General features: G+C 55.6%; 32 protein-coding genes. 15 read left to right on the forward strand and 17 right to left on the reverse strand.

Annotated features, from left to right (window positions below; translation table 11 throughout):
* The first annotated feature begins 376 nt into the window (after positions 1-376).
* Entirely contained in the window at positions 377-1,276 is a 900-nt protein-coding gene (locus B9P63_RS08440) for an OST-HTH/LOTUS domain-containing protein (RefSeq protein ID WP_245830596.1), read from the forward strand.
* A gap of 78 nt (positions 1,277-1,354) precedes the next feature.
* On the opposite strand, the gene B9P63_RS08445 is transcribed toward B9P63_RS08440, so the two are convergent.
* The 14 genes from B9P63_RS08445 to B9P63_RS08505 form a co-directional block, all read right to left on the reverse strand.
* Entirely contained in the window at positions 1,355-2,353 is a 999-nt protein-coding gene (locus B9P63_RS08445; RefSeq protein WP_085308110.1) for a TrbL/VirB6 family protein, read from the reverse strand.
* 9 nt (positions 2,354-2,362) lie between these two features.
* Entirely contained in the window at positions 2,363-2,554 is a 192-nt protein-coding gene (locus B9P63_RS08450) for a DUF4177 domain-containing protein (RefSeq protein WP_039004598.1), read from the reverse strand.
* Positions 2,547-3,542 (reverse strand): ATPase, T2SS/T4P/T4SS family, encoded by a 996-nt coding sequence (locus B9P63_RS08455; protein ID WP_085308112.1) that lies wholly within the window; start codon positions 3,540-3,542, stop codon positions 2,547-2,549. The genes B9P63_RS08450 and B9P63_RS08455 overlap by 8 nt, the downstream gene beginning before the upstream one ends.
* Before the next feature lie 2 nt (positions 3,543-3,544).
* Complete coding sequence (locus B9P63_RS08460) at positions 3,545-4,861, reverse strand: TraB/TrbI/VirB10 family type IV secretion system protein (RefSeq protein WP_085308113.1); 1,317 nt, start codon at positions 4,859-4,861, stop codon at positions 3,545-3,547.
* Positions 4,854-5,549, reverse strand: coding sequence for a TrbG/VirB9 family P-type conjugative transfer protein (locus tag B9P63_RS08465; RefSeq protein ID WP_425439738.1), 696 nt, complete (start codon positions 5,547-5,549; stop codon positions 4,854-4,856). Before B9P63_RS08465 ends, B9P63_RS08460 begins: the two co-directional genes overlap by 8 nt.
* A gap of 3 nt (positions 5,550-5,552) precedes the next feature.
* Positions 5,553-6,203: a VirB8 family type IV secretion system protein gene (locus B9P63_RS08470; RefSeq protein WP_085308114.1), complete on the reverse strand. Its 651-nt coding sequence runs from the start codon at positions 6,201-6,203 to the stop codon at positions 5,553-5,555.
* 4 nt (positions 6,204-6,207) lie between these two features.
* The gene (locus B9P63_RS08475; protein WP_085308115.1) at positions 6,208-6,987 is read right to left on the reverse strand and encodes a type IV secretion system protein; all 780 of its coding nucleotides are present in this window, start codon (positions 6,985-6,987) and stop codon (positions 6,208-6,210) included.
* Complete coding sequence (locus B9P63_RS08480; protein WP_085308116.1) at positions 6,984-8,132, reverse strand: lytic transglycosylase domain-containing protein; 1,149 nt, start codon at positions 8,130-8,132, stop codon at positions 6,984-6,986. Before B9P63_RS08480 ends, B9P63_RS08475 begins: the two co-directional genes overlap by 4 nt.
* Positions 8,125-8,265 carry a hypothetical protein gene (locus B9P63_RS19175; protein WP_176219126.1) on the reverse strand — a complete coding sequence of 47 codons (141 nt, stop codon included), beginning with the start codon at positions 8,263-8,265 and terminating at the stop codon, positions 8,125-8,127. Before B9P63_RS19175 ends, B9P63_RS08480 begins: the two co-directional genes overlap by 8 nt.
* A gap of 17 nt (positions 8,266-8,282) precedes the next feature.
* Positions 8,283-10,643 (reverse strand): VirB4 family type IV secretion/conjugal transfer ATPase, encoded by a 2,361-nt coding sequence (locus B9P63_RS08485; protein WP_085308117.1) that lies wholly within the window; start codon positions 10,641-10,643, stop codon positions 8,283-8,285.
* Positions 10,633-10,911: a VirB3 family type IV secretion system protein gene (locus B9P63_RS08490; protein WP_085308118.1), complete on the reverse strand. Its 279-nt coding sequence runs from the start codon at positions 10,909-10,911 to the stop codon at positions 10,633-10,635. The genes B9P63_RS08485 and B9P63_RS08490 overlap by 11 nt, the downstream gene beginning before the upstream one ends.
* 7 nt (positions 10,912-10,918) lie before the next feature.
* On the reverse strand, positions 10,919-11,209 hold the full coding sequence (locus B9P63_RS08495; RefSeq protein WP_085308331.1) for a TrbC/VirB2 family protein: 291 nt from the start codon (positions 11,207-11,209) through the stop codon (positions 10,919-10,921).
* Complete coding sequence (locus tag B9P63_RS08500; RefSeq protein ID WP_085308119.1) at positions 11,209-11,787, reverse strand: lytic transglycosylase domain-containing protein; 579 nt, start codon at positions 11,785-11,787, stop codon at positions 11,209-11,211. Before B9P63_RS08500 ends, B9P63_RS08495 begins: the two co-directional genes overlap by 1 nt.
* 64 nt (positions 11,788-11,851) lie before the next feature.
* Positions 11,852-12,178, reverse strand: coding sequence for a hypothetical protein (locus B9P63_RS08505; protein ID WP_085308120.1), 327 nt, complete (start codon positions 12,176-12,178; stop codon positions 11,852-11,854).
* Positions 12,179-12,437: 259 nt separating this feature from the next.
* Between B9P63_RS08505 and B9P63_RS08510 the strand changes: the two genes are divergently transcribed.
* A complete protein-coding gene (locus B9P63_RS08510; protein ID WP_085308121.1) occupies positions 12,438-12,626 on the forward strand; it encodes a hypothetical protein in 189 nt (62 codons plus the stop codon).
* A gap of 112 nt (positions 12,627-12,738) precedes the next feature.
* Here the strand turns inward: B9P63_RS08510 and B9P63_RS08515 are convergent, their stop codons facing one another.
* Complete coding sequence (locus B9P63_RS08515) at positions 12,739-13,596, reverse strand: LysR family transcriptional regulator (protein ID WP_245830597.1); 858 nt, start codon at positions 13,594-13,596, stop codon at positions 12,739-12,741.
* 150 nt (positions 13,597-13,746) lie between these two features.
* Between B9P63_RS08515 and B9P63_RS08520 the strand changes: the two genes are divergently transcribed.
* The 3 genes from B9P63_RS08520 to B9P63_RS08530 are packed head-to-tail and all read left to right on the forward strand — an operon-like array spanning position 13,747 to position 15,338.
* Complete coding sequence (locus B9P63_RS08520) at positions 13,747-14,226, forward strand: ester cyclase (RefSeq protein WP_085308123.1); 480 nt, start codon at positions 13,747-13,749, stop codon at positions 14,224-14,226.
* A gap of 26 nt (positions 14,227-14,252) precedes the next feature.
* The gene (locus tag B9P63_RS08525; protein WP_245830598.1) at positions 14,253-14,744 is read left to right on the forward strand and encodes a nuclear transport factor 2 family protein; all 492 of its coding nucleotides are present in this window, start codon (positions 14,253-14,255) and stop codon (positions 14,742-14,744) included.
* 45 nt (positions 14,745-14,789) lie between these two features.
* Entirely contained in the window at positions 14,790-15,338 is a 549-nt protein-coding gene (locus tag B9P63_RS08530) for a luciferase domain-containing protein (protein WP_085308124.1), read from the forward strand.
* Between the two features lie 121 nt (positions 15,339-15,459).
* On the opposite strand, the gene B9P63_RS08535 is transcribed toward B9P63_RS08530, so the two are convergent.
* Positions 15,460-16,092, reverse strand: a complete 633-nt coding sequence (locus B9P63_RS08535) for a tyrosine-type recombinase/integrase (protein WP_085308333.1) — start codon at positions 16,090-16,092, stop codon at positions 15,460-15,462.
* Positions 16,093-16,311: 219 nt separating this feature from the next.
* Between B9P63_RS08535 and B9P63_RS08540 the strand changes: the two genes are divergently transcribed.
* The 5 genes from B9P63_RS08540 to B9P63_RS08560 all read left to right on the forward strand — a co-directional run bounded on the left by B9P63_RS08540 (position 16,312) and on the right by B9P63_RS08560 (position 20,247).
* Entirely contained in the window at positions 16,312-17,331 is a 1,020-nt protein-coding gene (locus B9P63_RS08540) for an AraC family transcriptional regulator (protein WP_085308125.1), read from the forward strand.
* Positions 17,332-17,426: 95 nt separating this feature from the next.
* A complete protein-coding gene (locus B9P63_RS08545; RefSeq protein ID WP_176219127.1) occupies positions 17,427-18,476 on the forward strand; it encodes an MBL fold metallo-hydrolase in 1,050 nt (349 codons plus the stop codon).
* A gap of 64 nt (positions 18,477-18,540) precedes the next feature.
* Positions 18,541-19,035 carry an anthrone oxygenase family protein gene (locus B9P63_RS08550; RefSeq protein ID WP_085308127.1) on the forward strand — a complete coding sequence of 165 codons (495 nt, stop codon included), beginning with the start codon at positions 18,541-18,543 and terminating at the stop codon, positions 19,033-19,035.
* A gap of 206 nt (positions 19,036-19,241) precedes the next feature.
* Positions 19,242-19,616: a hypothetical protein gene (locus tag B9P63_RS08555; protein WP_085308128.1), complete on the forward strand. Its 375-nt coding sequence runs from the start codon at positions 19,242-19,244 to the stop codon at positions 19,614-19,616.
* A 373-nt stretch (positions 19,617-19,989) separates the two neighbouring features.
* Positions 19,990-20,247 (forward strand): hypothetical protein, encoded by a 258-nt coding sequence (locus B9P63_RS08560; RefSeq protein WP_139816229.1) that lies wholly within the window; start codon positions 19,990-19,992, stop codon positions 20,245-20,247.
* Between the two features lie 257 nt (positions 20,248-20,504).
* Here B9P63_RS08560 and B9P63_RS08565 read toward each other — a convergent pair whose 3' ends face one another.
* Complete coding sequence (locus B9P63_RS08565; RefSeq protein ID WP_085308130.1) at positions 20,505-21,374, reverse strand: LysR family transcriptional regulator; 870 nt, start codon at positions 21,372-21,374, stop codon at positions 20,505-20,507.
* Positions 21,375-21,486: 112 nt separating this feature from the next.
* On the opposite strand from B9P63_RS08565, the gene B9P63_RS08570 reads away from it, so the two are divergent.
* The 5 genes from B9P63_RS08570 (at position 21,487) to B9P63_RS08590 (ending at position 25,154) form a co-directional block, all read left to right on the forward strand.
* A complete protein-coding gene (locus tag B9P63_RS08570; RefSeq protein WP_085308131.1) occupies positions 21,487-21,858 on the forward strand; it encodes a DoxX family protein in 372 nt (123 codons plus the stop codon).
* A gap of 12 nt (positions 21,859-21,870) precedes the next feature.
* Positions 21,871-22,440 carry an NADPH-dependent FMN reductase gene (locus B9P63_RS08575; RefSeq protein ID WP_085308132.1) on the forward strand — a complete coding sequence of 190 codons (570 nt, stop codon included), beginning with the start codon at positions 21,871-21,873 and terminating at the stop codon, positions 22,438-22,440.
* Positions 22,441-22,457: 17 nt separating this feature from the next.
* The gene (locus B9P63_RS08580) at positions 22,458-22,916 is read left to right on the forward strand and encodes a hypothetical protein (RefSeq protein WP_085308133.1); all 459 of its coding nucleotides are present in this window, start codon (positions 22,458-22,460) and stop codon (positions 22,914-22,916) included.
* 61 nt (positions 22,917-22,977) lie between these two features.
* On the forward strand, positions 22,978-24,516 hold the full coding sequence (locus B9P63_RS08585; RefSeq protein WP_085308134.1) for a glutamate synthase-related protein: 1,539 nt from the start codon (positions 22,978-22,980) through the stop codon (positions 24,514-24,516).
* Positions 24,517-24,587: 71 nt separating this feature from the next.
* The gene (locus tag B9P63_RS08590; RefSeq protein WP_085308135.1) at positions 24,588-25,154 is read left to right on the forward strand and encodes a hemerythrin domain-containing protein; all 567 of its coding nucleotides are present in this window, start codon (positions 24,588-24,590) and stop codon (positions 25,152-25,154) included.
* Positions 25,155-25,164 lie beyond the last annotated feature (10 nt).

A 25,164-nucleotide genomic window follows, 5' to 3' on the forward strand; every position in this document is an offset into this window, starting at 1 on the left:
GGCACTAGCTATGCCCGTCTATTTCAGGTGCATGTTGATTTGATCAAAGGCGATTAGCATTGGTTCCTGCAAAAGTGACGCGCTGATACGCAATGGAAGTTGTGCTGCGAAGCATGGAAAGCTGTGATTAGCGCGGTTGCAGCGAAATGTCGCTTGGTCCCGCTGACCGACGTTTTAGCCGACAAAATGCTGCACGATGCACGAACGGCAGCAATGCGAAAACTGCAGCGCAGCGCGGACCGACCCAGCGAACGTCCCCTGTGGGCCGGTAGCACTAGATCTTGGGAATGATTTTGGGTTCGACAAAAAGATCTAAAGCATCGCATTGCGGGTCGAAATATGGTTGATATGACCTGCGCGGAGACCGGATTGTACTATGACGATGTTAAATGAAGAAGACCTGCAAACACTTCAGCAAGAAGTTCAGCGGTTGCTGGGTCGATGCATGTTACGGTTGCAACAGTATGAGCGCCTGATCAAAGCCATGGTGGCGGATCATAAGATCTCAGGGCCGTTTCATAACTTGCAGCAGGCAAGAGCCAAGCAGATTGACGCGACTGCTGGTAAGACGCTCGGCACCTTGGTTGGCGATCTCATTGGATCGTATGTCGTTGCCGACGGGGCCAACCCTCCCGAAGAGACGAAAACCAACTCTCCCGAGAACGCCAATTGGTTCGCCATGCAGATGACACTTGGTTTACCGGCCGCAGAGTTCGTCCGGGTAGAGAGTGAACTGAGAGAAATGGTACTTCTAAGGAAAAATCTGGTTCACCACTTTATCGACAAGCACGATCTCTGGAGCTCGGACGGATGCCGTGGCGCGCAAGATGCATTGGCCACCGCATACAACCGCATCGACCAACACTTTGAACAACTTCGGGAATGGGCTAAACGTATGGAGAGTACGCGGCAGGCTCTCTTAGAAGTCTTGCAGTCGGAGGAGTTCAACGACGTATTTGTCAACGGAATTACCCCCGATGGAAAAGTAAATTGGGACGCCTCGGGCATAGTGAGCGCCTTGCGAGAAGCAATCGGTGCGTTGGCTGTCGATGGGTGGGCACCTGTAGATGATGCTGGCAATTGGATTGCTACGCGTTACCCTGAACAACTGCCTGCCAAGTATGGATGCCACAGTTGGCGGCAGGTTGTGCATAATGCGCCCATCTTAGAGCTTCGGTACCTTGAAATGGATGGACAGCGCACTGCTTGTTATCGTGAGAAGGATGATAGTACTGCGACATCGCGTTCAAATATGTCATCGTCGCAAGATCGCTAAACATTATCCCACAGCTGCATTTGAAAAGCTGCATTGCAGCAAGTTTAAACTAGTGAATGCCGAGCAAGTGCCGAAACCCTATTCCAACCGCTTCGCCCGCTCTGCCACCCTCTGAACCATCGAAACGGTCGCATTGCCCGCATGCCGTATTCCAGCCCCCGCGATCTCAGCATTTGACCGGCTTCCAAATCGCGCCCTCGCGTGAGAGCCCTTTGTGCCGATCAAGCCCTTTGCAAAGCCGCCAGGGCCAGGAATGCTCGGTGGCCCTGCCATCATGAAGTTGCCCGAGATTGACCTAACGATCAGCGGTGTGGCGATGATCATGCCGCCTGCGAGGAACATCATCATGAAGAAGGGCACCAGTGCGCCAATGTTACTTGCGCCGGAGGGATCGCCGAGTTCGGTCATGAGCGAGCGCGACATGCCGACGACAGTGGAAAATACCCCGGCGATCACGAGCGGGTAGAGCGCGTAGGATACGGTGCTGGACAGCCAGCGGTGGAAATAGTCCTTGCTGATATCAAACAGCGAGAGCGCGATCATGATGGGGGCGATGCCGATCATGAAGGCCAGCATGATCTTTGCAAAGATCAGGACAAGGCCGCAGAGCGCACCGATCACGCCAAGGAGGAAAGCGCCGATCGCGCCGATGAGAGCCCCGGCCATCCAATGCATGTTATCGCCCGCCGCGTTTAGGTAATTACCAAACTCTTCGATCAGATCATCAAATGCACTGGCAAAATATCCAGCCCCAGCACCGCCGCCGCCAAGCCCTGCGACCATGCTACCTGCGAGCTGGTCTAGACCGTCGATGAGGGCGCTTGCGACCGCGTTGAACTGGACCCAATTCATCGCAAACAGCGAGATGAGCATGAGTTTAAGGACGAACCAAAATGCGGTTCGTCCGTCCATGGATTTGTACTGAAACACCATGTTGATGAAGACGCCGATCACAGCGAGCGTGGAGGCCACGGCAATGACGCCGCCTAGCTGACCGGCGACGTTGCCAAAAGTGGTTTGGGCCGCGTCGTCCATAAAGTTGTCGGTTGTCTCAACCATCCAGGTGACGACGCCCATTGGGTGCTCCTATGCTTTCTCGGTCGGTTTGACACGCCAGATGTCGCGCTTCAGGAAGGCCTTCAGGATGTGTTCGCCGTCGAAATCCGGCACCACAGACACCAACTCCCAGCCGTCCTGACCGAGAGCGGTCAGCTGCGCTTCGATCTTCGGTGGCTTGGTCTTGGCGGTGTTGATCAGTTCAATCTTGTATTCAAACATGGGCTGTTTCCTTCGTTTGGGCCGGATCAATTGGCAGGTAAAATTCGGTGATGCCGCGCGCGCCTTCATGGCGACCGGCTTGAATGATCACATCGATGGACCGGGTGATGTAGTCGTTCATGTCTTGATAGGTCATGGGCACATCGGTTTTTAGGGCTGCAATGGCGAGACGCTGTACGGCAAGTTGTGGCGTTTCGGCGTGAAGCGTGGTGAGAGAGCCGCCATGGCCGGTGTTGATGGCCTCGAGGAAGGTCATGGCTTCTTTGCCGCGCACTTCGCCAAGGACAATGCGGTCCGGCCGCATCCGCAGGGTGGAGGTTAGCAGTACATCCGCGCTGCGCGTGGCTTCATCTCGGTCGGACATCAGAGTGACAACATTGGGCTGTGCTGGACGCAGCTCGGCGGCCTCTTCGATGGTGACGATACGCTCGTCGGTTGGCACAAATGAGAGGATTTTGCGCGCCGTGACGGTCTTGCCGGTCGAGGTGCCGCCGGACACGATCATGTTGAGCTTATGGGTGACGCAAAATTTGATTGCGGCATCGATGTTACCAGTTACCACGACATCGCGCAGTTCGGCGTTTCGCTTGCGCCGCGCACCTTCATTGCTGCGCTCTTTGCCGAAGAGATAGGACAGTTTGATCTGCTCCAGCGGCAAATCTGCGAAGAACCGCAAAGAAATCGCATAGCCGCCGTCAACGGCCGGGGGCTGGATGACTTGTGCGCGAATAGGGCGGTCGCGATAGGAGATGCTCACCGATACGATTGGCTTGATGCGGCTGAGAGTGGTGTTTGCAGCAGAGGCAATCTGGTTGCCAAGGTCTTTGATCTCATTCGGCGAGAGCTGTCGATTGACGGGCCGCATGAAGTGATCTCCCTGAAACTCCGCCCAAAGCGAACCATCAGGATTGATGCAAAGCTCAATCAGCTTTGGATCACGCGCCTCGGGGATCTTGTCCAGCGAGCTTTGAAGATAGCTGGCGGCCATGGTCAGAAGATCTCCAGATCACGGTCGACCATCACCGTGACGCGGGCACCTTGATCGACATAGATCACGGGCGAGACCGAGAGATATTCGCCGATCACGCTTTGCGCGCTGTCTTGGAAGTCTTCGCCTATGCCTTCGAGCACGTCCGAGGTGATTGCGTCTTCGGTGTTCTGCGCGGCGGCGGCAGGCAAGGCTCCGATCAGCGATATCAACGCAGCCGAGCCGAACCTCGTGCCAAAGCGGCTGTCGACAAAACCGGTCGTGCCTGAGCGGCCCAGTTCATCGCCACCGAAAGCGCTGATTTCAACGGTTTGGTTGCTAGGGAGAATGATCCTGTCCCAGGCGATGGTTACCCGCTGCTGTGCGATATCGAGGCCAGACTGATAACGTCCGATAAGGCGTGCTCCGCGTGGGATCAGGATCCGCGAGCCGTCATAGGCATGGACGTCCTCCGACACCATGGCCCGCACTTGACCGGCCAGCGAGCTGTCGATTGCGGTCTCCAAAACCGCTTGGATCATCGTGCCCTGAACAACTGTGTTGGATGGGTTCACGATCAGCTGTGCCTGCGTCACCTCGGCTGGTTCGGCTCCATTGCGGACAAACTCGGTGTCGCCATCAAGCCGTCGCTGCTGCGCAGCCGTCTCACTGCTCCCACCGCCAGTGCCACCAAAAGCGATAATCGGGCTGGCGATGCGGGCCTCTAATTCTTCAAGTTCCGCTTGCCGCCGCCGCTCTAGCTCCTGGAGGCGCAGCTCTTCGGCCGTGGGGCCAGTTGGTGCGGGCGAGCGCGGGGTTTCCAGACGCGCGAGTTCCAGGTCGTTCTGCAGCCGCTGGATCTGGCGCGCGCGTTCTTCCAGTTCTTCGCGCAAGGCGGCTTGGGTGATTGCTGCCTCGCTGCGCAGGGCATCGACCTCTGCGCTCAGGGTATCGAGCGCTTCAAAATCGATGGTTGGTGCCTCGGGTGCTGGCGCATTGCGCAATGCCGCGAGTTCGGTGCGCATCGCATCCATTTGCGCGCGCAGCTCTTCGGACTCTAGGTTGGGTTCTGGCTCCGATGGAGGCGGCGTTGTGTCGATCGGTGCAGGGCCGGGCTCAATAACGCCAAAGCCCGGTCCTGCCGCTTGAAACTCATCAGGCGAGGCGGTTTCAAGGGCTTCCTGTTCTGAGCCACCGGAGAAGAGCAGCAGTAGGCCGCTGAGGGAAACGATGCCCCCGATGGCGAGGGCAACAGTCAGTAATGACGGTCGTTTGAGAGCCTTTTGTGCAGTCCCTTCAATTGCTTCTAGCCGTTTCTTCAACTCAGCCGGTTCACTCATTGTGATCTGCCTCGCTCATCTCCTGCACGCAGATCTCATCCTCGCCGAGCCGTAGCACCCACCGATCGTTGACACCTGAAACGCGGATGACGCCGTCTGTCTGGGCAAGCGCATTCACGCTGCGTTCATTGCCCCCAGACCAACGAAAGATCGCGGGCAGCGGCGCGTTTGCGGCAAAACGGAAATAGGTGAATGTGCCGTCGTCCCAGATTTCGCGCGGCGTGATCTCTGATCGCGCGCTGACCCCGTAAGCATGGTTTGCGGGCTCGCTTGCGGCAACTCGAGATTGCTGGGGAGCAGAATCTGGATAGGTGAAGCGGATGACATAGAACGTCGGTGAGCTCGCCTCAGTGACGTTGAAATAATAACTGCGCCGATTGGTGTAGACGGTGATGTTGGTATGCGCGCCGCGCGAGACTGGCTTGATTGCAAAGGCCTGACCGCCGGGCACGCCGTCCAAAAGGAAGCCTTCGGTGTCGCCTGCGATGATCGAGCGGATGGTCTCGCCTTGGCCAAATTCGATGCTGGTGACATGGGTCAGGCTGGTGCTGATGCGATAGACTTGCCCATCCTGATAGGTGGCCAGTCGGACGCGGGCATCATAGGGGCCCTGTCGCGGCTGAGTTTCTGCATGGGCGGTGCCAGCAAGCTGAAAGAGGACAGTGAAGATCAAGAACATGCGGGCCATAGGTTACTCCAAACGATCCGAGCGGATCGCGTATTCAGTGACTGTGAAGCCGAAAGGGTTTTGCCAGACATCGTCGATCGACCGGCTGTTCTCGGGCTGAAACTCGAACATCAGCGTTGCAGTGAAGAGCCCGTTTTGATTGCCGCGAGGCGTGCTTAGCCGTTTACGCAGGCGCACCTGCGCGCGGTTTGCGCTGATATGGGTGATCGAGAGCACTTCGACCTCAAGCCGCGCATCTGTGCCGTAGCTGTCGGGTGGATATGCCTCATGGCCGCTGGTCCAGAGCGCACGCAGACCTGTTGCGGCGGCCCCATCCGACTGATCCAGGACCCGCCGCACGCGCACGTCATTGTCGAGCTGATTATATGTCTCTCGACCGATGACATAGCGGTAGACCTGCGCCTCGATGATAGCGGGGCGTTCCGTGAGTGAGACTGCTTCGACTGTGGCATTGGGGAGGGCCATGCCGGTTGCACTATCGAAGGGCACGATCATTGGCGGCGGGTCGACGTCAAACAGGGCAACGAGGGCAGCGGCCAGGCAACCTGCCATGCCAAAGCCCATTCCTGTCAGACCTAGTTTTTGCCAAAGGAGCTCGCGGCGTCGCGCCCCATAGACAAGTTCTTCTTCGATGATTTCTGTTTCGCTGCTCATATGGTCAGTCCACACGCAGGTCTGGCAGGGTGAAATCCATATAGCGGCGCTCTTCAGCCAGCGTGGCGGCATCGACAACACCGGATTGGCCCGCGCCCACGGTTTGAATGGCTTCCAACTCCCACATGCGTGTCATTGCAATGGCCAACTCGGCGGTGACGCGAGTGTTGTGATCTACGGCCTCCTTGAGCGTTTCCATGTCCGGGATCAGCGATACCAGTTGCTCGACCCGTTCAAGAGATTGCGCGGCTTCGTCATAGCTGTTCTCGGCCGCAGCTGACATCATCGCCCCGGTGCCTGCTTGGCTGGCAATCCGCTCAGCCCCCGGATTACCGCTGCTGGCCATGTCCGACAGGCTGTCTTGATCAAAGCCCGCGTCTTCCAATGCTTGTGTCATGCGGCCTTCCATTTGAGGGGCGGCATTGCCGATGAGACCGCTGAAATCGCCACTTTGGATTTGTCGGATGGTGCCAAGAAGATCGCCGAACTCTTGATCGAGAAGCCCGTCGAGATCGCCGCCCATGGCCATTTCGATGATGTCCGTCGCGCCGGTCAGGGCCGCGTAGGTTTCGTTCAACGTGTCGAGTTGCTGCTGCACCAGATCGAGCTGTTCGAGAAGCGTGTCGAGTTGGTCTGTCTGAATGCCGAAATCTTCGAGCATCTGCTGCAATTGGCGAATTTCCTGCGCAATGTTGCGGGTGTCGATCGTCGGCACGCCTTGGGCGATTGCAGGCGAGACCGCGAGCATCGCGCATGTGATGAGGGCTGAGAAAAAGCGGATCATTGAAGTGCCTCCAGATCGAATTGCATGAAGTCTTGCTCACGGACTTGAGCGGCGGCCATGGCTAGCTCGGCAGCGCCAAGGGGGCGGGTATGAGCGGCTTTGAGGCGGGTACGAATTGCTACTAGGCGGGCCAGTTCGGCGCGTGCGTAAGTGTTAAGCGACATGGCGGCATGAATATCGTCCGTTTCGCCAATGCGAGTGATGATGTCCTGCACGCGCAGGGCCGCTGAGCGTACGGAGACAATGGAATAATCGCCATAGATCCCCGCGCCATAGGAGGTGAGGCTCATGGTCGAATTTGCGAGCAGCACGGGATCGATGGTGCCAAGCGCATCAACGCCGCCAACGCGCGCGAGGTAAAGGTTATAGCGCTCTGGGATAACCTGAACGTAATGCTGGGTCTCTGCGAAGGGTGGCACTCCGCCGTAGCGCTGCACGTTTCCGGGCCCCGCGTTGTAGGCGGCCAGACCGTGAATGATGTTGCCATCAAACATGGCTAGCATCTGTGCCAGATAGCGCGCGCCGCCGTTGACCTGGATGTAGGGGTTTTCATAATAGGCGGGATAGATCCCGAGATCCTGTGCGGTGCCCGGCATGATCTGAGTGAGGCCGAACGCGCCAACGGGGGAGCGCGCGCCAATGGTGAAACGGCTTTCTTGCCAGATCAGCGCCTGCAACAGGCAACGCCATTGCTTGGGGGACAAGCCCGCCGCGCGCACACCGGACATATTGTGCGTTTCTATCGCAGCGCGAATGATTAGCTGTTCGATGGAGCCGGAGGCATCGCCAAACATCTGGGCAGCACCTGGGTTGGGATCGACCGGACCGTAGAGCGCACCTGCAGCACTTCCCGGTGAAGTGCCTGTTTCCAAACTGGCGACCAGAACACCCGAATTTCCACTGCCGAGCGTGGATGCATCAAGGATGTCCTCCAGCGCTTGCAGTTGTTCCTCTTCGAGCCGCTCTAGCGCGTCTTCTCTGGAAAGGCGGTCCTGCTGCAGCGCCAAATCCCGCGCGCCTTGGTTCAACACGCGTTCACGCTGCAAGAACATGCCTGCATCAAAGGTTGGCACGCCTTGCGCAAACGCCATGGGCGCTGCGAGCGAGATCAAGCCCGCAAGGATATGCGGGCAAAGGCTATTCATTAAGGTCGCCAATCGGTCCAAGCAGTTCGAAATTGCAATTACTGCGGCTGACCTCGGCAAAGGAGGTGAAACATTCTGCCTCAGAGGGCCGGTACTCCGCGCAGGCCGTGAGGGTCAGAAGGGTGAGTGTCATGACGAAAAGCTTGTGCATCAAATCTGTCTCCAAAAAACAGGGTTCTGGCGATAATCCGCGCCGACCAGCGCTTCGCCTTTTTCCATGCCGCCAAGGATCGTGAGATACGGACCAAGGGCGCTGAGGTCGGCATCGATCACGACCGAGCCTTGATCGTCGCGCACCAGCGCCAGACGGGAATTGCTGCCCGTTCCGAGCAGCACGCTGAGCTCTTTGTCAGTGAGTCCGAGCATTGCGTAATCACTGGCCGAAGCACGAATATTGGGAAGCAAGACTTGCGTAGGAACGGCCTCGACAATCGTTTTGCCTGTCCGGGTTTTTTCAAGCTGGCTGGCATATTGGGTCATCATAACGACGACTGCGTTCTGCTTGCGTGCGGTCACCAGCCAATTGCTGAGCCTGTCCGCAAAATACGGATTGTCGAGCGCTTTCCATGCTTCATCGATGATGATCAGCGTAGGTTTGCGATCTTCAATCACGCGTTCCACCCGCCGAAACAGATAGGACAGCACCGCCATACGTTCTTTCTCGCTTTCGCTGTCGAGAATGCCGGTTAGATCAAAGCCCACCACATCGCCCTCGAGCGAAAAGCTGTCTTCGAGGCTTTGCCCGAAGATCCAGCCGTAGCGCCCATCAGCCGTCCATTCCTGGATCCGCTCGAACATGTCTCCTTCATCGGCACCAGCCACGAAGAGAGAGGCCAGGTCTTGCCAGTTGCGCAGGGCTGCATCGTTGGCACCGGCGTTCTGGCGCACCACCTCTTGAATGCGATTGATCTGGACCGGGCTCAGGGGCTTGTCTGTGCGGTGCAAAAGCGTGGCGAGCCAGTCAGAGAGCCAAGCTTGGCCGCGCCCATCAATTTCGGTGCGGAGCGGGTTGAGACCGGTTGCTTCTCCTGCCTTGATTGCGCTGTAGCGCCCGCCGTTTGCGCGCACCGCCATTTCCATACCCATACGATAATCAAACACAAACACCCGTGCTTCGCAGCGCCGGGCCTGGGTCATCAAGAATGCAGACAAGACCGATTTACCTGAACCAGGACGGCCGAGGATCAAGGTATGACCACCGGTCGGTTCTTTGTCGGGCTGGCCAGTCTCGTGGTAGTTGAAGAGAAAGCCCGAGCGCTCTGGTGTCGGGAACAGGGTAATCGGTTTGCCCCAGGGCACTTTATGGCCAGGTTTGCCCAGCTGACTGCGATGAAGCGCTGCGAGGTCGGCAAAGTTTGTGTTTGTGATGGCAGCCTTTCGGCTGCGCATCTGCCCGTTGCCCGGATGTTGCGCGAAATAATGGGTGCGGGCGGCAAAACTTTCATTGACCAGATTGACGCCTTCACTGGCGGCGATATTGCGCACCTCGGCAGCGATGGTCTCCAACTTTTCTTCGGTTTCGGCAAAGACGGTGACAGTCATGTGATGATCACCAAAGCTGAGCCGCTTGGATTCTAGATCATCCAGCGCATCGACCAGTTCTTCGGCCAGTGAGATGGCCCCGTCATCACTAGCCTTCATTAGGCGTTGTTGCCGTTTGATCCGGCTGGCCATGATGTTGCTGTTGATCGGCGCGAAGGAGTGGGTGACAACCATGTCGATGGGCAGATTGAGCTCATCGAACATGGTGCAGCTGGTTCTTGCAGGATAGGTCTTGATCGCGAAGCTGGTGCCGAACCGCGTGCCTGCCGTTCCGTCGTCCAGCTTGAAGCTTCGCCCCTGAAACGTGACCCGCGTGTTGGCCACATCCTCGGCAATTATACCAAGGCGCGATTTTGCGAAGAGTGGCCGTTCCTGACCTACGTTGAGTGCGCCAAGAAAGCCCAGCAGTTCGCCGCTTTCCGCCCCGAGCAGGCGCGGGTTCATCTCTGTAAACGACGACTGTAGGAACCCGACGACCTCGCTGAGCTTGCGCAATTGCTTAGCTGTCTGGTTTTTGAGCTGAGCGATCGAGTCTGAGCGTTTCAGGCGCAGCCGCGCGCCAGGGGGCGGACGCTTTAGAACCGTGAGCGTGAGTGTTTTGTCGCGCAGGCCTGCTTTCGCCATGGCCGCCTGCCACCGGTTATCGAGCGCCTGCGCAAATCCCCCGTCGGGCATCGGCGGCAGGGTGGTCTCGATCGCCTTTGAAACCTTGTGCACGTAAAAACTATATTCGGGCCCGATCTGCGCGATGATGGCAGCGAAGAGAGCCCGGATCTTCTCTAGGTGCGCGTCATCGCTGGTCATGCTGTTGACACCATCGAGGCGGATACACTGGAAAAGGGCATTGCCGCGCGTGCGGATCGTTATGTCATCCACGAGGCTGACATAGGGCAGCATGCTGGCCATGGGGCGTTCTTTGCGCGCCCAGTCTGGCAATATGGCAAGATCATCCGAAGGGTCACGCAGCATAGCTGTCCCCTGAATGGATCTTGCGGTTCGGGGTCGGTGGCGTTTCCTGCAGTGCGGTCACCAGCACTTCAAGAAACGCAGGATCCCAGTCAGCGGCTTTCCACAAGGCGGGATAGGCCAGAGCGGCGGCGACGATCACCGGCCAGCTTTGGACCCACAGAAAAAGCAACACAAACCCGAAGAGCCAGACCATCGCATACATGATCGGCAGCCCGATGAGCTTTGGTGGCCGGATTAGGCCCAGAAAAAGAGGGGTTTGCGTTGCCATATCGGATTTACGCGCCCCAGATGGCGGTCACGATGGTCGGCGCAGCCGCGATGCCCGCGATTGCGACCAGCACCCAAAGAGCTTGGCGGAAGTCCAGAATCCCGAAAAGCCAGGACAGGAACACACCGATCAAAGCCAAGGTGCCGATCACGATGCCCAAGGGGCCTGTGATCGTGTCGACGATGCCTTGCAAAAGGTTTTGTACAGGCGAGAGGTCGATACTTTGCGCGAGCGCGGGATTGGCAATCATCAAACTGGTCAGAGCCAGCGAAAGGATCATGCGGATTTGTGTGTGCATCATGAGGCTCCAGTCAGTCGATCACGAACGGCCATGACACGGCGCACGTGATTTTGGGTTTCTTGGTAAGGGGGAATGCCGCCGTAGCGCGCGACCGCGTTAGGCCCCGCGTTGTAAGCCGCAAGTGCAAGTTCCGGCGTGCCGAATTGCGCCAGCATCATCAGTAAGTATCGTGCAGAGCCATCCAGGTTGGCCCGCCAGTCGTGAGGGTCCACACCAAGCTGCGCAGCTGTGGCTGGCATCAATTGGCCGAGGCCGATCGCACCTGCAGAGCTGAGCGCGTTTGCGCGGTAGGCGCTCTCGATCTCGATATTTGCTTGGAAAAGCGTCTGCCATTCGGACACAGACAGACCGGCGCGGCGTAGGGCAGAGTGCCCGCCATAGCGATGCGCGGTGCTTTCAAGGGCTGCGAGGATTTCGGGGCGGGGGATTGCTGGGGCAGGCGAAGTGCGGGGCGCTTGCGGTTCAGGTGCTGCGAAAACGGTCAGCTCTGGTGCCTTCGCGCCCACTCCGTCGATGTAGCTTTGCGCGAAACCGGACTGAGGTGCTTTCGTTTCCAACTGGCCATCGGCCCGCATTGAGAGCACGAAACCTTCAGCGCCAGCAGGGGCTGCGATGAGCGCAGCAAGGACTGCGAGTGGCTTAGTTGGCGTCGTCCATCTTGTGCGAAGCGGTTTTTCCTTCGACCATTGGGATCGAAATAATCGACACGCCCAGCCCGGCAAGGAAGCTCGATAAGCCGTTGATCGTCTTGAACTCTCGGGCCGCCATGTTGTTGCGCGCGGTAACAAGCAGACGGCGCGTCTCACCGTCAGGCGAGACGCAATGCACGGTCCAAATTCCGGACCACTGAGCACTTGTTCGTTTGGGCGTAACGCGGCACACGACATCCGCCGAATGTCCCTCGGCAAGCAGTGTGCGCAGCCCTTCTTCGCTAACAACATTGGGGGTGTCTTGCATCAAATTCATCGGAACGAGCCTTGCAGAATTGTGCATGGACCCGGCAGTCCCTCATGGACTACCAGACCGATACATTATTATAATCTTGCAATCAAGAGGTGCATTTTGACTTAATGCGTTCTTTATGCGTTGAAACGAAGATACTGCAACGGAGTGGCTGAGCCAAGATAATATGAGAGTTTTGAAACAGACATGGGCGGTTCTGGCCGTTTTGGGCTGGGGTTCTACCTCAGTCGCGGGGAATTGTTTACCACCGATAGTGCCTTTGATGCCGACCGATGCCGATGATGTTCGGGCGTATGCTGACCTGCTGAGACGCGACGCAGAGACATACTTTGACGATGTCGAGCAGTACTTCCGGTGCCAGGACGAAGAGCGGCGTGAGGTCTTCGAGCAGGCGCGGAAGATGAGTGAAGACTATGCGCGGATCTTCGAGATTTTAGGGAATGATAATTAGAGACTGCCTGCGTTGATGCAAAAAGCGGCCACTCACCATTGTGGCAGCGAAAGTCGCCAGTGCGGGACGAAGTGTGAATTCGCTGCGGCTGCGCCAATGCCTGCTTTAAGGATCATCTCTGGCTTATGGCGTCTAATGCCAGATGAATAAGACCATGCTTCGGCGCGTTAGCTGGCCACACTGCGAAGACATCAATCGTGTGCAATTCCCAATCGGGCAGCACATATTTCATTGACCCAGCTTCCACATCAACTTGGGCCAGAAAGTCTGGAACGATTGCAAGCCCGATGCCCGTGCGCGCCAGTCGATACAGCGCATTCGCATCATTCACAAAGATACGCGCCTCTGGCTTTATTGTTGCTTGAGTGCTGTCGGCTTTGCTGAAGGTTACAGGGACGTTCTGAGCCGGTGTGAGCACCAACCAATCCCAATCAACAAGGTCTTTCGGATCATTTGGCACTTGGCGTGTTGAAAGATACTCAGCAGACGCGATCAGCTTACGTTGGACCGAAAACAGCTTGCGTGAAGTGGCTGAGTTTTTTGCCTTCGGTCCCATTCGGATCGCAATATCGAAACCATCGTCAATTAATGCACGTCGTGTATCAGAAAAATCCAGAAACAATTTGATCCGAGGGTATGCTTCGGAAAAAGCAGCAACCTGCTTGATGAAATGCGATTGTGAAAGGACAGACGGAACCGTCAAGTGGAGTTCACCGCTTGGCGCAGTTGCCAAAACAGAGAGCTCGGCCAGTTCGCCTTCGACTGCCTCCAGCATCTTGTGCGTCGCAGCCAGCAACCTGTGCCCCTCCGCTGTCAGTGTCAGCTTTCGGGTCGAGCGATAAATCAACGCGACGCCAAGGCTTTCTTCAAGCTGCGAGACATGGTGACTGACCACTGACGGCGACAGCCGAAGTTCTCGTGCAGCCCCTCGAAAGGACCCGTGGTCAATCGTTTTGGCGAAAATCGCCATCTGGCGTAATCGGTCAATCATTATGCAAGTAATCCGAACAGTTAAATTTATATATTCTATCTTATGATTGTATCGGGGTTTGTCCATCTTGGTTTCACACCGCCCGCAGAACGGGGCGGTACCATCATTGATCGACCAGGAGACATATCCATGAACGCGTTCCGAACAACTCTCGCAGCGGCCTCACTTGGCCTCGCATCCATCGCAACAAGTGCCGCAGCCGACGACACAGCTACTGTGCAAGCTTTCTACGACCTGCTCAGCAATCCCGGTTCCGAAGCACAAGTGGCCGCATTTCTCAGTGCAACATCAGAAAACTGGGAAAGCGTTGGCGACTATTCAGGGGACAACGAGGGCCGTGACGGCTTCGTAGGCCAGATGGGATTCTTCAGCCAACTCATTCCAGACCTCGATTGGTCCGTACAGGCCATGCATCAGGACGGAAATTTTGTGACTGTGCGCAGCCGTGCAACGGGAACACCGACGGGGCCATTCTTTGGGGTGGATGGTGAAGGACGCAGCTTCGACATCCTGACCATTGATATCCACGAATTGGACGATGGTGTGATTGTTCGCACCTATCATGTCGAAGACTGGGCCAGCGCACTGCAGCAGCTTTCCGGCCGGTAATCATAACCAAACATTGGAATTTAACTATGCAAAGACGACAGCTTCTGACGGCATCTGTAGCCGCCGCAACCGGACTTGCCCTTGCGACATCAGCGAAAGCGCAGACGGCCGATGAAAGCCAAGCCTCCTTCGATACTGTGATGGCCTTCATGGGTGCGATGGGTGGCGGCGATATGGAAAGCATGGGCGCACTGATGGCGGATGGCATGGTCTGGCAAAACGAAGGCGACCCTGACCTGCCATGGATCGGTACCTGGGAGGGCAAGGAGACAATCTTTGGTTTTTTAGGTGATTTCTCCCAGAATGTTCAGGTGACCCATTGGGAAAATCAGGATGCTTTCGCTTCTGGTGACACGGTGGCCGTGTTTGGTCGGATGAAATTACTGCTGACAGGATCAGGTGTAGAAACGGAGGAGTTCACCTTTGCTCTGCGGGCTAAGGTACGCGACGGTCAGGTCGTGCTTTGGAACTGGTTCGAGGACACCTACGCTGTGAGCCAAGCCTTTCACGCGACCTAAGTCACACACAATCAAATCTGCGGCCCAGACCATAAGGATCTTAATATGATGACGTTTTCAAAACTATGTTTGATCTCGGCCGCGGCTTCCATGCTGGTTATGTCTGCGCCAGCAATCGCCCAAGACAGTTCCTTCCCTATGCGGGAGGCTCCTCGACCTGAGACAACGAATGGGGTGCCGCATGTGCAGATCGACATGCAGGCAATCCCTGAACTGTCAGAAGAGATGCTGCGTCAGGTCGCAGAGTTCCCCGGAGTTGTACTCGGGGCGACCCGCGTGTCTCTCCCCGGTGCCGTCGGGTTTCAACTGGCAGGCGATATCTCCATAGCCCAACCACAGGCAATTGTCGGGGGGCGTGAGTTTGCGCATCTTCATCCTGATGGCAGCCTTCATGCGTCGCTTCACCCGGACACAGCTCGCGCCGCAATAGACGCCGGTTGGGCCGTGGCGCATCCTTGGGCCGATCAACGTGCAGGTTGGGAGGGGTTCGTGATGATCTATACCCCGATCAACGAAGCCGAATTGGACATGGTGATTCAATTGGTGCGTGGGTCGTACACCTATATCACAGGCGAGTTGTTACCCGAAACGTAACGATAGCAGCCATTGGTGCAAGGTGCAGCATCCGTCAATGTGGGCTCGCAGCCACCATTGGAATGTTTTTGATGCGTGACCGGTCTGGGAGTGCGAACGACTAAAGCCGTTCGCCCAGTGTTTAGATGTCGATCTTCTCGGAGATGCTTAGCGCATCTTCAAGTTCTACGCCCAAGTAACGCACAGTGCTGTCGACTTTGGTGTGACCAAGCAATAACTGTACGGCACGCAGATTTCCCGTTTTTCGGTAGATCTCAGCAGCCTTCGTGCGGCGCATCGAATGAGTGCCATATCCGCTTGGCTCTAAACCAATTGCTGTGACCCAGTCTCGTACTAATCGCCCGTATTGGCGCGTTGAGATGTGCGGACGGTCATGTAACCGGCTTGGAAACATGAAGCCACAGCCGATCATTTCAGGCATGAATACCCAATTCTCTATGGATTCACGGGTGTTTTCCGTGAGTTCAAACTGAACAGGCCGATTTGTCTTGCTCTGAATTACTGATGCCCGCTCTCGAACCCGGTCAGCAGTGACAAGATCAGTCACTTTGAGCCGCACCAGGTCGCAGCCACGCAATTTACTATCGATTGCCACGTTGAACAGCGCGACATCGCGCAGGTTGCCAGTGATTTCGAGACGGGTCCGAATTGCCCAAACTTGTTTCGGTAACAACGGACGTTTCTGACCGATGATACGACCTTTGTTCCATGTTTTGCGCTTTGGGGTGACGGCGGGAAGTTGGACTCTTGGCATGATTTGCCCTCCATTCCGCCCTCCGAACCCATACATCAGCACTGTGCCGACGTTGAACCCTAACACTTTCTGCAATGGCCGCTTCGGATTTCGAAGGCAATTGAGCAATGCTGCGTAGGCATCAGGCCGCTTAGAGCCCAAGGTGCAGTATTTCTGCAACGCAGCGAATGGCCGCTTTCCAAAAGTGACAATCGCCACGACCACTTTATAATAGCAGCCATGAATGCTGTGACTTCTCTTTTTGTGCGTAAAGTAGTTGCCGCCGCAGGTTCTGGTGTGAATGCGTCATCCTTGCTCCAATCCGTTGGCCTAGATCCCGATGCTAAGGCAGATCCAAAAGCTATGGTTGCGGCAACAGCCTATTATGATTTGCTTGAGAAGATAGCACACGACATCGATGCGACGGATTTGCCGTTGAGAACCGGTGCATCGATGCGCTGTAACGACTATGGCGCGCTGGGGCTTGCATTCAAGGCGGCTCCAACGCTCCTCGGGTCTTACTCGCGCGTTGTTCGTTATGCTCGGCTTTGGACAAGTGTTGTTGCCTACGAACTAAAGGCCGATGACCAACACACACGGTTTATGCTGCACCGATCAGGAGCCCGGCGATTAGGACTGCGATTGTCCAACGAAGCGACGCTTGCAAGTGCAACCGCAATAGGCCGGGAAGTGTCGCAAGACGGCGCGTTCACGCCGCTTGAGGTTCATTTCAGTCATCCAGCGCCAAGGGTCATCGCGCACCATGAAGCCTACTTTGGCTGTCCCGTGTTTTTCGACTCAAACCACGATGCGCTCTTGATCTCGGCGGAGAGCATTAATCGGGCCAACACGCTTGGTGATGCGGGTATCACTCAGTTTTTACAGCAGCATCTGGATCAAGAGCTTGCACAGATAACAGGAACAAAGTCGCTGAACGAACGCACCAAGGACACGATCGCACGCGCACTCAGCGAGGGGCTGCCGAAGATGGAAGACGTAGCGCGCAACCTCGGCATGAGTGTCCGGTCGCTACACCGTCGCTTGGCAGACGATGGCATGACGTTTCGAACTCTTACAGAGAATACACGTCAGGAATTAGCAGAAGGATTGCTGCGTGATGAGCGCTACTCAATAGCCGAAGTCGCTTTTTTGACAGGGTTTTCGGAACAAAGCTCTTTCAACCGTGCCTTCAAACGTTGGGCGGGTGATACACCAGCGACGTATCGCAAAGCGCAACTCAGGCTGATGACGTCAACCTGACCGCTTCGGTCAATTTCTTGGCTGGATCAGCCAATACTCTGATTCACCTGATCTCCTATCCCATGGTCATCGCATTCAACCTTGGGAGTTCCAAAATGCACAAATTCTTCAACTACACCACTGCTGCCTCTGTTTTGGTACTTGCTTCGGCAACGTTTTCCTTTGCAGAGACCACATATAACACGGCAAATACAATTTCGCTTGATGTTGACCATGCCGACAGCTTCCAGCACTTCGCGCCAGAACTGCCGCAAATGCGGGCACGGGCCGCGACGATAAATACCGAATTCGGCTTGCATGTGAGCGAGATCGAACCGGGGCTCTTCTTTGTCACTGACCTCATCTATCAATCGGCATTTGTTGTAACTGACGATGGTATTGTGGTGCTGGACGCACCGCCCAGCTTTGGTGCAAACCTGCGCAACGTCATAGCGATGACTGCCCCAGATGCCGAAATTACGCATCTGATCATGAGCCACGGGCATCGTGACCACAACGGGGGCAGCCACTTGTTTGCTGACATACCCGAACTGGAGATTGTGGCTGCTGCTCAGGTCGCTGAAACGCTTGAGGAGTTTCCACTTGAAGGCGTTCTTGCGCCGACGCAGATCTTCGATTCTACATTGGACCTGACCGTTGGTGGCATAGAATTCCAGCTGCAAACGGCCAATTTTCATGCCGAAGACGCTGATGTGATGATCTATTTGCCGGACCAGAAGTTCCTTATGGCGATCGACACGGTCACACCGGGCGAAGCTCCGTTCATGAATTTTGGTGCGACAACCAATGTGAATGCCTACTTTGAAACCTTTGCAACTTTCCTTGAATACGACTTCGATCACTTCCTCTCTGGGCACGTCTCTGTACTCGGCAACCGTCAGGATGTTGTGACCGCGCGCGACTATGCGTTTGATGTGCGAAACACGGTCTACGGCCTGATGCCGGGCTTCAATGATCGTATGATGGAGGGGCTTGAGGCCGTCGAATTCCAGAACGCTAATTTGGCTTATCGCGTCGCCATGGAAGGTATCCGCGATGATTGCGCGGAGCAAATTATCAGTCGCTGGAAAAACAAGCTTTCCGTTGTGGATCTCTGGGCTGACAGCCACTGCGAAACAACTCTGGTCTACGCGGTGATGCACTGAACGTGCTGGGGCGCAGGGATGCGCCCCATACCATCCTCAGAACTCTGATAGAAAGGCCAGTCCTATGCCATTGTGGTTTTTTGTACTTATCCAGATCGCTATCCTCGCTTTTGCATTCGTTGGCGGCGTGTTCCTCGCATTTTCGGATTTCATTATGCGTTCACTGGCCAGAACCGGTGGAGAGGGCGGCATTGAAGCAATGCAGTTCATCAACCGCGAAGTCTTTCGTTGGGTGTTTATGGCGCTCTTCCTAGGCTTGGTGCCCGTCTCGATGATCATCGTTGGTTACACCGTGACCAACTCAAACGGGATGGCTGGCATAGTGATGGCACTCGCAGGCCTGATATACCTTTGTGGCTGTTTTTGTGTGACGCTGTTCTTCAATGTACCGATGAACGAAGCACTTGCCGGAATGGAGGTTTCCGACAACGTGACAAAGGACTATTGGACTCAAATCTATGTACCTCGCTGGACATTCTGGAACACAGTGCGGACGTTGGCATGTGCGGTTTCTGCAGCCCTTCTGTTGCTCGGCTTGGCTTTATCAGCAAATTCTTAGTCTTTCGGCTGGTTTTTAAGGAAAGGTAAAGCGACGTCTCACCAAAGTCGGTGAACCAGTCTAAAGGAGCTTTTTTCGCAATCGGTAGACTCGAGGTCTTTGACGCCCAGGCATTCGGTTCAACCTCGCCAGTTGGCGGGAAGACATATCAGACCAAGCCAAAGCAATTCCGCGACTGGGTCAGATCTATACATGGGAGACATGCTATGATTGCTGCAAATATCTACACTACGCTTTGCGCCATTTTGATTTGTTTTCAACTGTCACTCGTCCTTGGCGCACCGCTTGGGCATTTGACGCAAGGTGGGTTTCAACCCGGTGTGCTGTCGATGTCCGGAAGAACTATCGCCGCATTGTCTGCCGCCCTTCTGGTCGTGATGGCCGTTGTCATTCAGCGCCAAGTGCGCAATCAGCTTAATCATCGTTGGCTAATGTGGGGTGTTCTTTGCGTCACTGCCTTAACAACGTTCGCAAACATTGTGACACCTTCATTTTGGGAAAGAGCGTTGTGGGCGCCGGTAGCGACAGTGATGTTGCTCTGCGCGGTCAGTGTTTGGAGGCAAGGCGCCAATGGTAAATAAGCGGAACCTGGCGATAAACTATAGTCAACATATGCCATCGCGTTTCCAAGCAACAGCTAAACGGTCAGCGGACAACTGATCACGAATTGCAGCTTTGTCCGCAAAGCATTCACGGAGACTACCCTAGATCAATTTTGGCTTTCCTGCACGTCGGCCCTTGGTGCAAAGCGCAGCGATTGGCGGTACCGAAAGCAAATAGACGATATTCTTCTGCCGAAAACATACCGGTTTTCGGTGACTGCAAGAGATGAAGCAAACTGGCCAACCAGTCAGGAAGTTTGAGGAAACGATATTGGTAGGATATAGACCAAGGGCGATAACCTACCGCCCTGAGCCAAGAACATTGTGTTCTCAAAAATATGGAGACGACGAAATGAATCTTGAGAAACTAACCAAACGGGTGACGCAGGAAATGGACGTTGCCCTTTCCGATCTTCCAACCATTGAAAAGGAAGCAATTTTGGAAATTGTCCAACGGGCAATGTCAGACGCGTCGAGCCGTACGCATCGCGAGCTGAAGGAAACCGCAATAATATGCTGTGGCCACGAAGCCGATCTCGCGCATAAGCTGCAAGAGCAAATGGACAAAAAGCGTGATATACTCATCGCGAACTTAAGTGCCATGCGTTGACCTGACACCAGAATAGACTTTCCGTGCTACAGAACGACGGATCAGCCGTGTTCGCCCAATAGCGACTTGAACGTTGGCAAATGGTCAGGATCGTTCGAACGTGACAGCGGTTTTTTTGATAGCTGAACAAAAATTTGAATAGCGGACCATCGCTAAGGTCGCGGTGAAGGTCCGCTCTGAGCCCATACCACCAGATTTCTGCAATGCAGCGAATTGCAGATACTGGGTGCGTCGCCGACAAATTGGATGTCAGGTCGTTAGGCCTGACGCGCCGACTTAATGCTACCAAGCATCGCCTGAACCTTTTCAGTGCGATGCAGATCAACATGCGTAACGAGCCAGAGTGGAGCGGTCCATGCTTTGTTTGGGGGAAGAACGCGGTGAAACCCGTCTCGGGGCTGCGCCTCATGATCCCCCAAAAAGCCCATGCCGATGCCTGCGTTAATCGCCGCACGGTTGACCTCGGCGCGGCGAGACGACAACGCGACCATATCTGGGCGCACGTGGTCGTTTATCCACGGCAAGTAAGGGAGGCGACCTTCTCGGGCATCTGGAACGACAAAGTGATGACCATCAAAATCGCTGGCGTCTTTGGGCAGGCCATAACGACGGATATAACTGTCGTGTGTATAAAGGTTGAAGCCTACACGCCCAAAACTGCTTACAACATAGTCCGGATGGTCGGGTTTGCCGCCTGCGCGCAACGCGATGTGCGCCTCGCCGTATTCAAGCCGGGCAAGGTCTTCGCTTGCATCGATATGGACCAGGCAATTGGGGTTCGACGCTCTGAAGCTCGCTAATGCTTCCATCAATAGTCCTGCAAAAGGGGCCAATATTGTAAGTTTAATCTCACCTTCGATTTGGGTTTTTGCACCCTGCGCACGCCCCGCAAGATCGTCGATCAGCTCTTCGGTTTTTTTGGCCACCCGCAGCACGTCTTCGCCCAACTCTGTCAACGCATAGCCCCGCGCGTGGCGGATAAAAAGACGCCCTCCCAGTTCAGCCTCAAGCACGTCGATGTGCCGGTTCACCGTCGCGCGGTGAAAGCCAAGCATGTCAGCCGCCGCACTGACGGTGCCCAATTTGGCAACTTGGTATGCGGTGCGAAGCTCTGCCCATTTGTCCATTTATATTATGCCTATTTTGCGCGCATCAAATGCGGATTTGCGCGCATTGAGTACACCCACGATACATAGCATTTAACCGATAACCACAAACAATCAACACTGGAAACAACACATGACCTACATATCCCTCGGTCTTCGTATCTTACTGACCCTGGCATTTTTCGGCGCAGGCGGCGCAAAGCTCGCGGGTGTCGAAATGATGGTCGCAACCTTCGATCAAATTGGTTTCGGTCAAGGTCTGCGATACTTCACTGGCGCGGTTGAAGTGATTGGCGCGGCCTTGCTGTGGCTGCCACGCCGTCAAGTCATTGGTGCCGCAATTCTGGGTGGCACGATGGTCGGCGCAGTGTTGACCCACCTGTTCATTCTTGGTCCTTCTGCCATGCCTGCCATCATCCTCGGCTTGCTGTGCACGGCGGTTCTTTACATCTACCGCGCCCAAATCCCCGAAGTTCTGGGCCGCTCCAACACGCCTCAAACCTGATCGGACACGATTATGCCTACACGTTCAAAAATTGTCGTCCTTGCCGCTAGCAATAGCACAACGTCCATTAACAAGCGCCTTGCAATGCATGCCGCCAAAGTCCTTCAGGACGAATTCAAGGCGCCCGTCGAAATCGAGGTGCTCGACCTCAACGACTATGAAATGCATATCTACAGCCCCGAGCGCGAGGCGCAGGGTATCCCGCAGCTGGCCCAAGATTTCTATGACAAATTGGGGGCCGCCGATGGGGTGATCCTGTCACTTGCTGAATACAACGGAAGCTACACTGCCGCGTTCAAGAACATCTTTGACTGGTCCAGTCGTGTCAAAATGAAGATTTTCCAAGACCGCCCAGTCATGCTCATGGCGACATCGATGGGCGGGCGTGGAGGCATGAGCGTGCTTGCGGCCGCGATGGATGCCTTTCCTCACTTTGGCGCAAGTATCACGTCCAACTTTAACTTCGGCCCCTTTAGCGAACATTTCGATACCGAAACGGACCGGCTGAAAACCCCCGAACTTGCCCTTGAGTTGCGCGACGCGATCAAGGCTTTCCAAGCAACTCTTCCCGTAACCGATTAACTTTTGAGGTTCTTATCATGTCCAATTCCACAACTTTACTTCACTTGAAAATCACCGCAGGGCTTTGGGTCGTGTGGGGCCTTGTGCATATTCTGGCAGGGGTCATGACGATGTCGCAAGACACTGCTGGCGCTGTTGCAGGCATAGCGGATGCGATTGATCCTGCCCTTTTGGCAGGCACATATCACGACGCGGTGGGTGCAGTTATCAACCAACACGGGTTTAACCTTGCTTGGATCGGGATGTTCACGCTTATTGGTGCGGTCTTTATCTGGCGCGCCTCTGTCACGGCGATGTTTTTCACCGCGATCGTCGGTGGTTTGGCTGATGTAGGGTATTTCGTCTTTATGGATCTGGGCGGTTTCGTGAACTTCGTTCCGGGAACGGTCATGACGCTCGTGTCCGGCTCTGCCGTTATCCTGAGCCTTGTCGCGTATCTAATGGGAATGCGCGGACAAGAGGCTTTGAAGGCATAACGCCAATCGTACATTTGGAAGTTGAGCAGACGCTTGAAACAAAACAATTAAGGAAACCAAAATGACCCAAGCCGTTCCTATTATCGCGGGCAAATCACCCGTCAAGGTCACACTCAAAAAAGGGAAAGACTACTTCTGGTGCCAATGTGGTATGTCCAAGAGCCAGCCATTCTGCGACGGCAGCCATGCAGGCACTGACATCGGTCCGTTGAAATTCACCGCCGACAAAGACGGTGACGCAGCGATGTGTCTGTGCAAATCAACGGCCAACGGCCCGTTCTGTGATGGCACGCACGCCGGTCTTGGTGATCTGGCTGTGGGTGATGCGGCCCCTGCGCCCAAATCCGATGTCCCGCAGGCCACCCCGACCCCCGAAGAGCCCACCGTCGCACGCATTCATGCGTTGGCCAAAGACGGCTTGTCCAAACTTGGGCACCACGGTGAGATGGGATCCATGGGCGTTCCACGCAAAGATCTGCCGCATTGGGATGACATCCAAATTCTACCTGCGCAGATGGCCCGCAAACCATTGCTGGATGATGTGCCGGTCGCGACATCCGTGACAATTGGCCCGCGTGCCGCCAAACCATTGCGACTGGATATCCCTCTTTTTGTCTCTGACATGAGCTATGGCGCATTGTCTGAAGAGGCGAAGACTGCGTTGTCACGCGGTGCTCAGATGGCAGGCACCGGTATTTGTTCCGGCGAAGGTGGCATGTTGCCCGAAGAACAGGCCGAAAACAGCCGCTATTTCTATGAACTGGCGTCTGCGCGTTTTGGATGGGACCTCGATTTGGTGGCTCGCGTTCAGGCGTTCCATTTCAAAGGCGGACAGGGTGCTAAAACTGGTACCGGCGGGCATCTGCCTGGCGACAAGGTGCAAGGGAAAATCGCGCAGGTCCGAGGGCTGGAACCTGGCCAAGATGCGATTTCCCCGTCGACGTTTGCTGATCTAGAAACGCCTGCGGATTTCAAACGCATTGCCGATCAGGTGCGCGAACGTTCAGGCGGAATTCCCATCGGGTTCAAACTGTCGGCCAACCATATCGAGGACGACATCGACTTTGCCCTCGAGGCCAGTGCCGACTACATCATTCTTGACGGGCGCGGTGGCGGAACGGGCGCAGCCCCACTGATTTTCCGTGATCACATCTCGGTCCCGACAATCCCCGCATTGGCCCGTGCCCGTGCGCACCTGGATGCCAAAACAGGACGCGAGGTGACGCTGGTCATCACTGGTGGCCTGCGCGTGGCTGAGGACTTTGCCAAAGCGATGGCGCTCGGCGCAGATGCTATCGCCGTTAGCAATTCGGCGATGCAAGCCGTGGGCTGTATCGCTGCGCGCATGTGTAGCTCTAACAATTGTCCTGTCGGCGTCGCGACGCAAAAGCCGGAACTGCGCAAGCGGCTGGATGTGCAAATAGGGGCCGAGAAGTTGGCGCGGTATTTCGGAGCCAGCGTCGAGCTTATGCAGGTGCTTGCCCGTGCATGCGGCCATGACAACCTGTCTGACTTTACCCCGCGCGACATCACAACATGGAAGCGCGAAATGGCCGATCTGAGTGGCGTCCGTTTTGCTGGGCTTACCCGTAACGCATGACCGCCATGGTTCTTCGTGCTCTGGTGGGGCGGTGACTATCGCCCCACCTCCGTTTAGAAAGGGGTCAGCCAATGCTCGATACATATTCAATTCGTCAAGATGAAATGCCTAAAGAGATGCGGTTTCTCTTGGACAGCTACCCACGCGACAGTTGGGATGCGCATCCCGGTTTTAAAGAGAAAACCAAGCACTGGCTCGGCGCACATCAGATGTTCCGCCGTGTGTCCGAGCGCATTCGTCTGGATACCGAAGACCTACTGAACAAGGACATGGCACTGGAAGATTTTGCCCAACGTCTGTCCCATTATGGTGGTAGTCTGGTGGGCAACCTGCATGGGCATCACGGCTGGGAAGATCATAGTTATTTTCCTGAATTGTCGGCTGCGGACCCCCGGTTTGATGCGGGATTGGAGATGCTGGAGCGGGACCACGCTGATTTGGACAAAGTGCTGGATGATTTCACCCATACTGCGAACCGCTTGATCAAGTTGACGACCTTGGAACCTGCGCAAGCCTACGAAGAAACCGGGCATCTTCACAAGACGAGCGAAACCATTGAGGCGTTCTTGAAGCGGCACCTCAGCGATGAAGAAGAACTGGTGGTGCCCATCATCTTGCACCACCGGTTGAGAGGATGAAGGCGTAGAC

Source organism: Planktotalea arctica, assembly GCF_002105285.1.
Taxonomy (GTDB): Bacteria; Pseudomonadota; Alphaproteobacteria; order Rhodobacterales; family Rhodobacteraceae; genus Planktotalea; species Planktotalea arctica.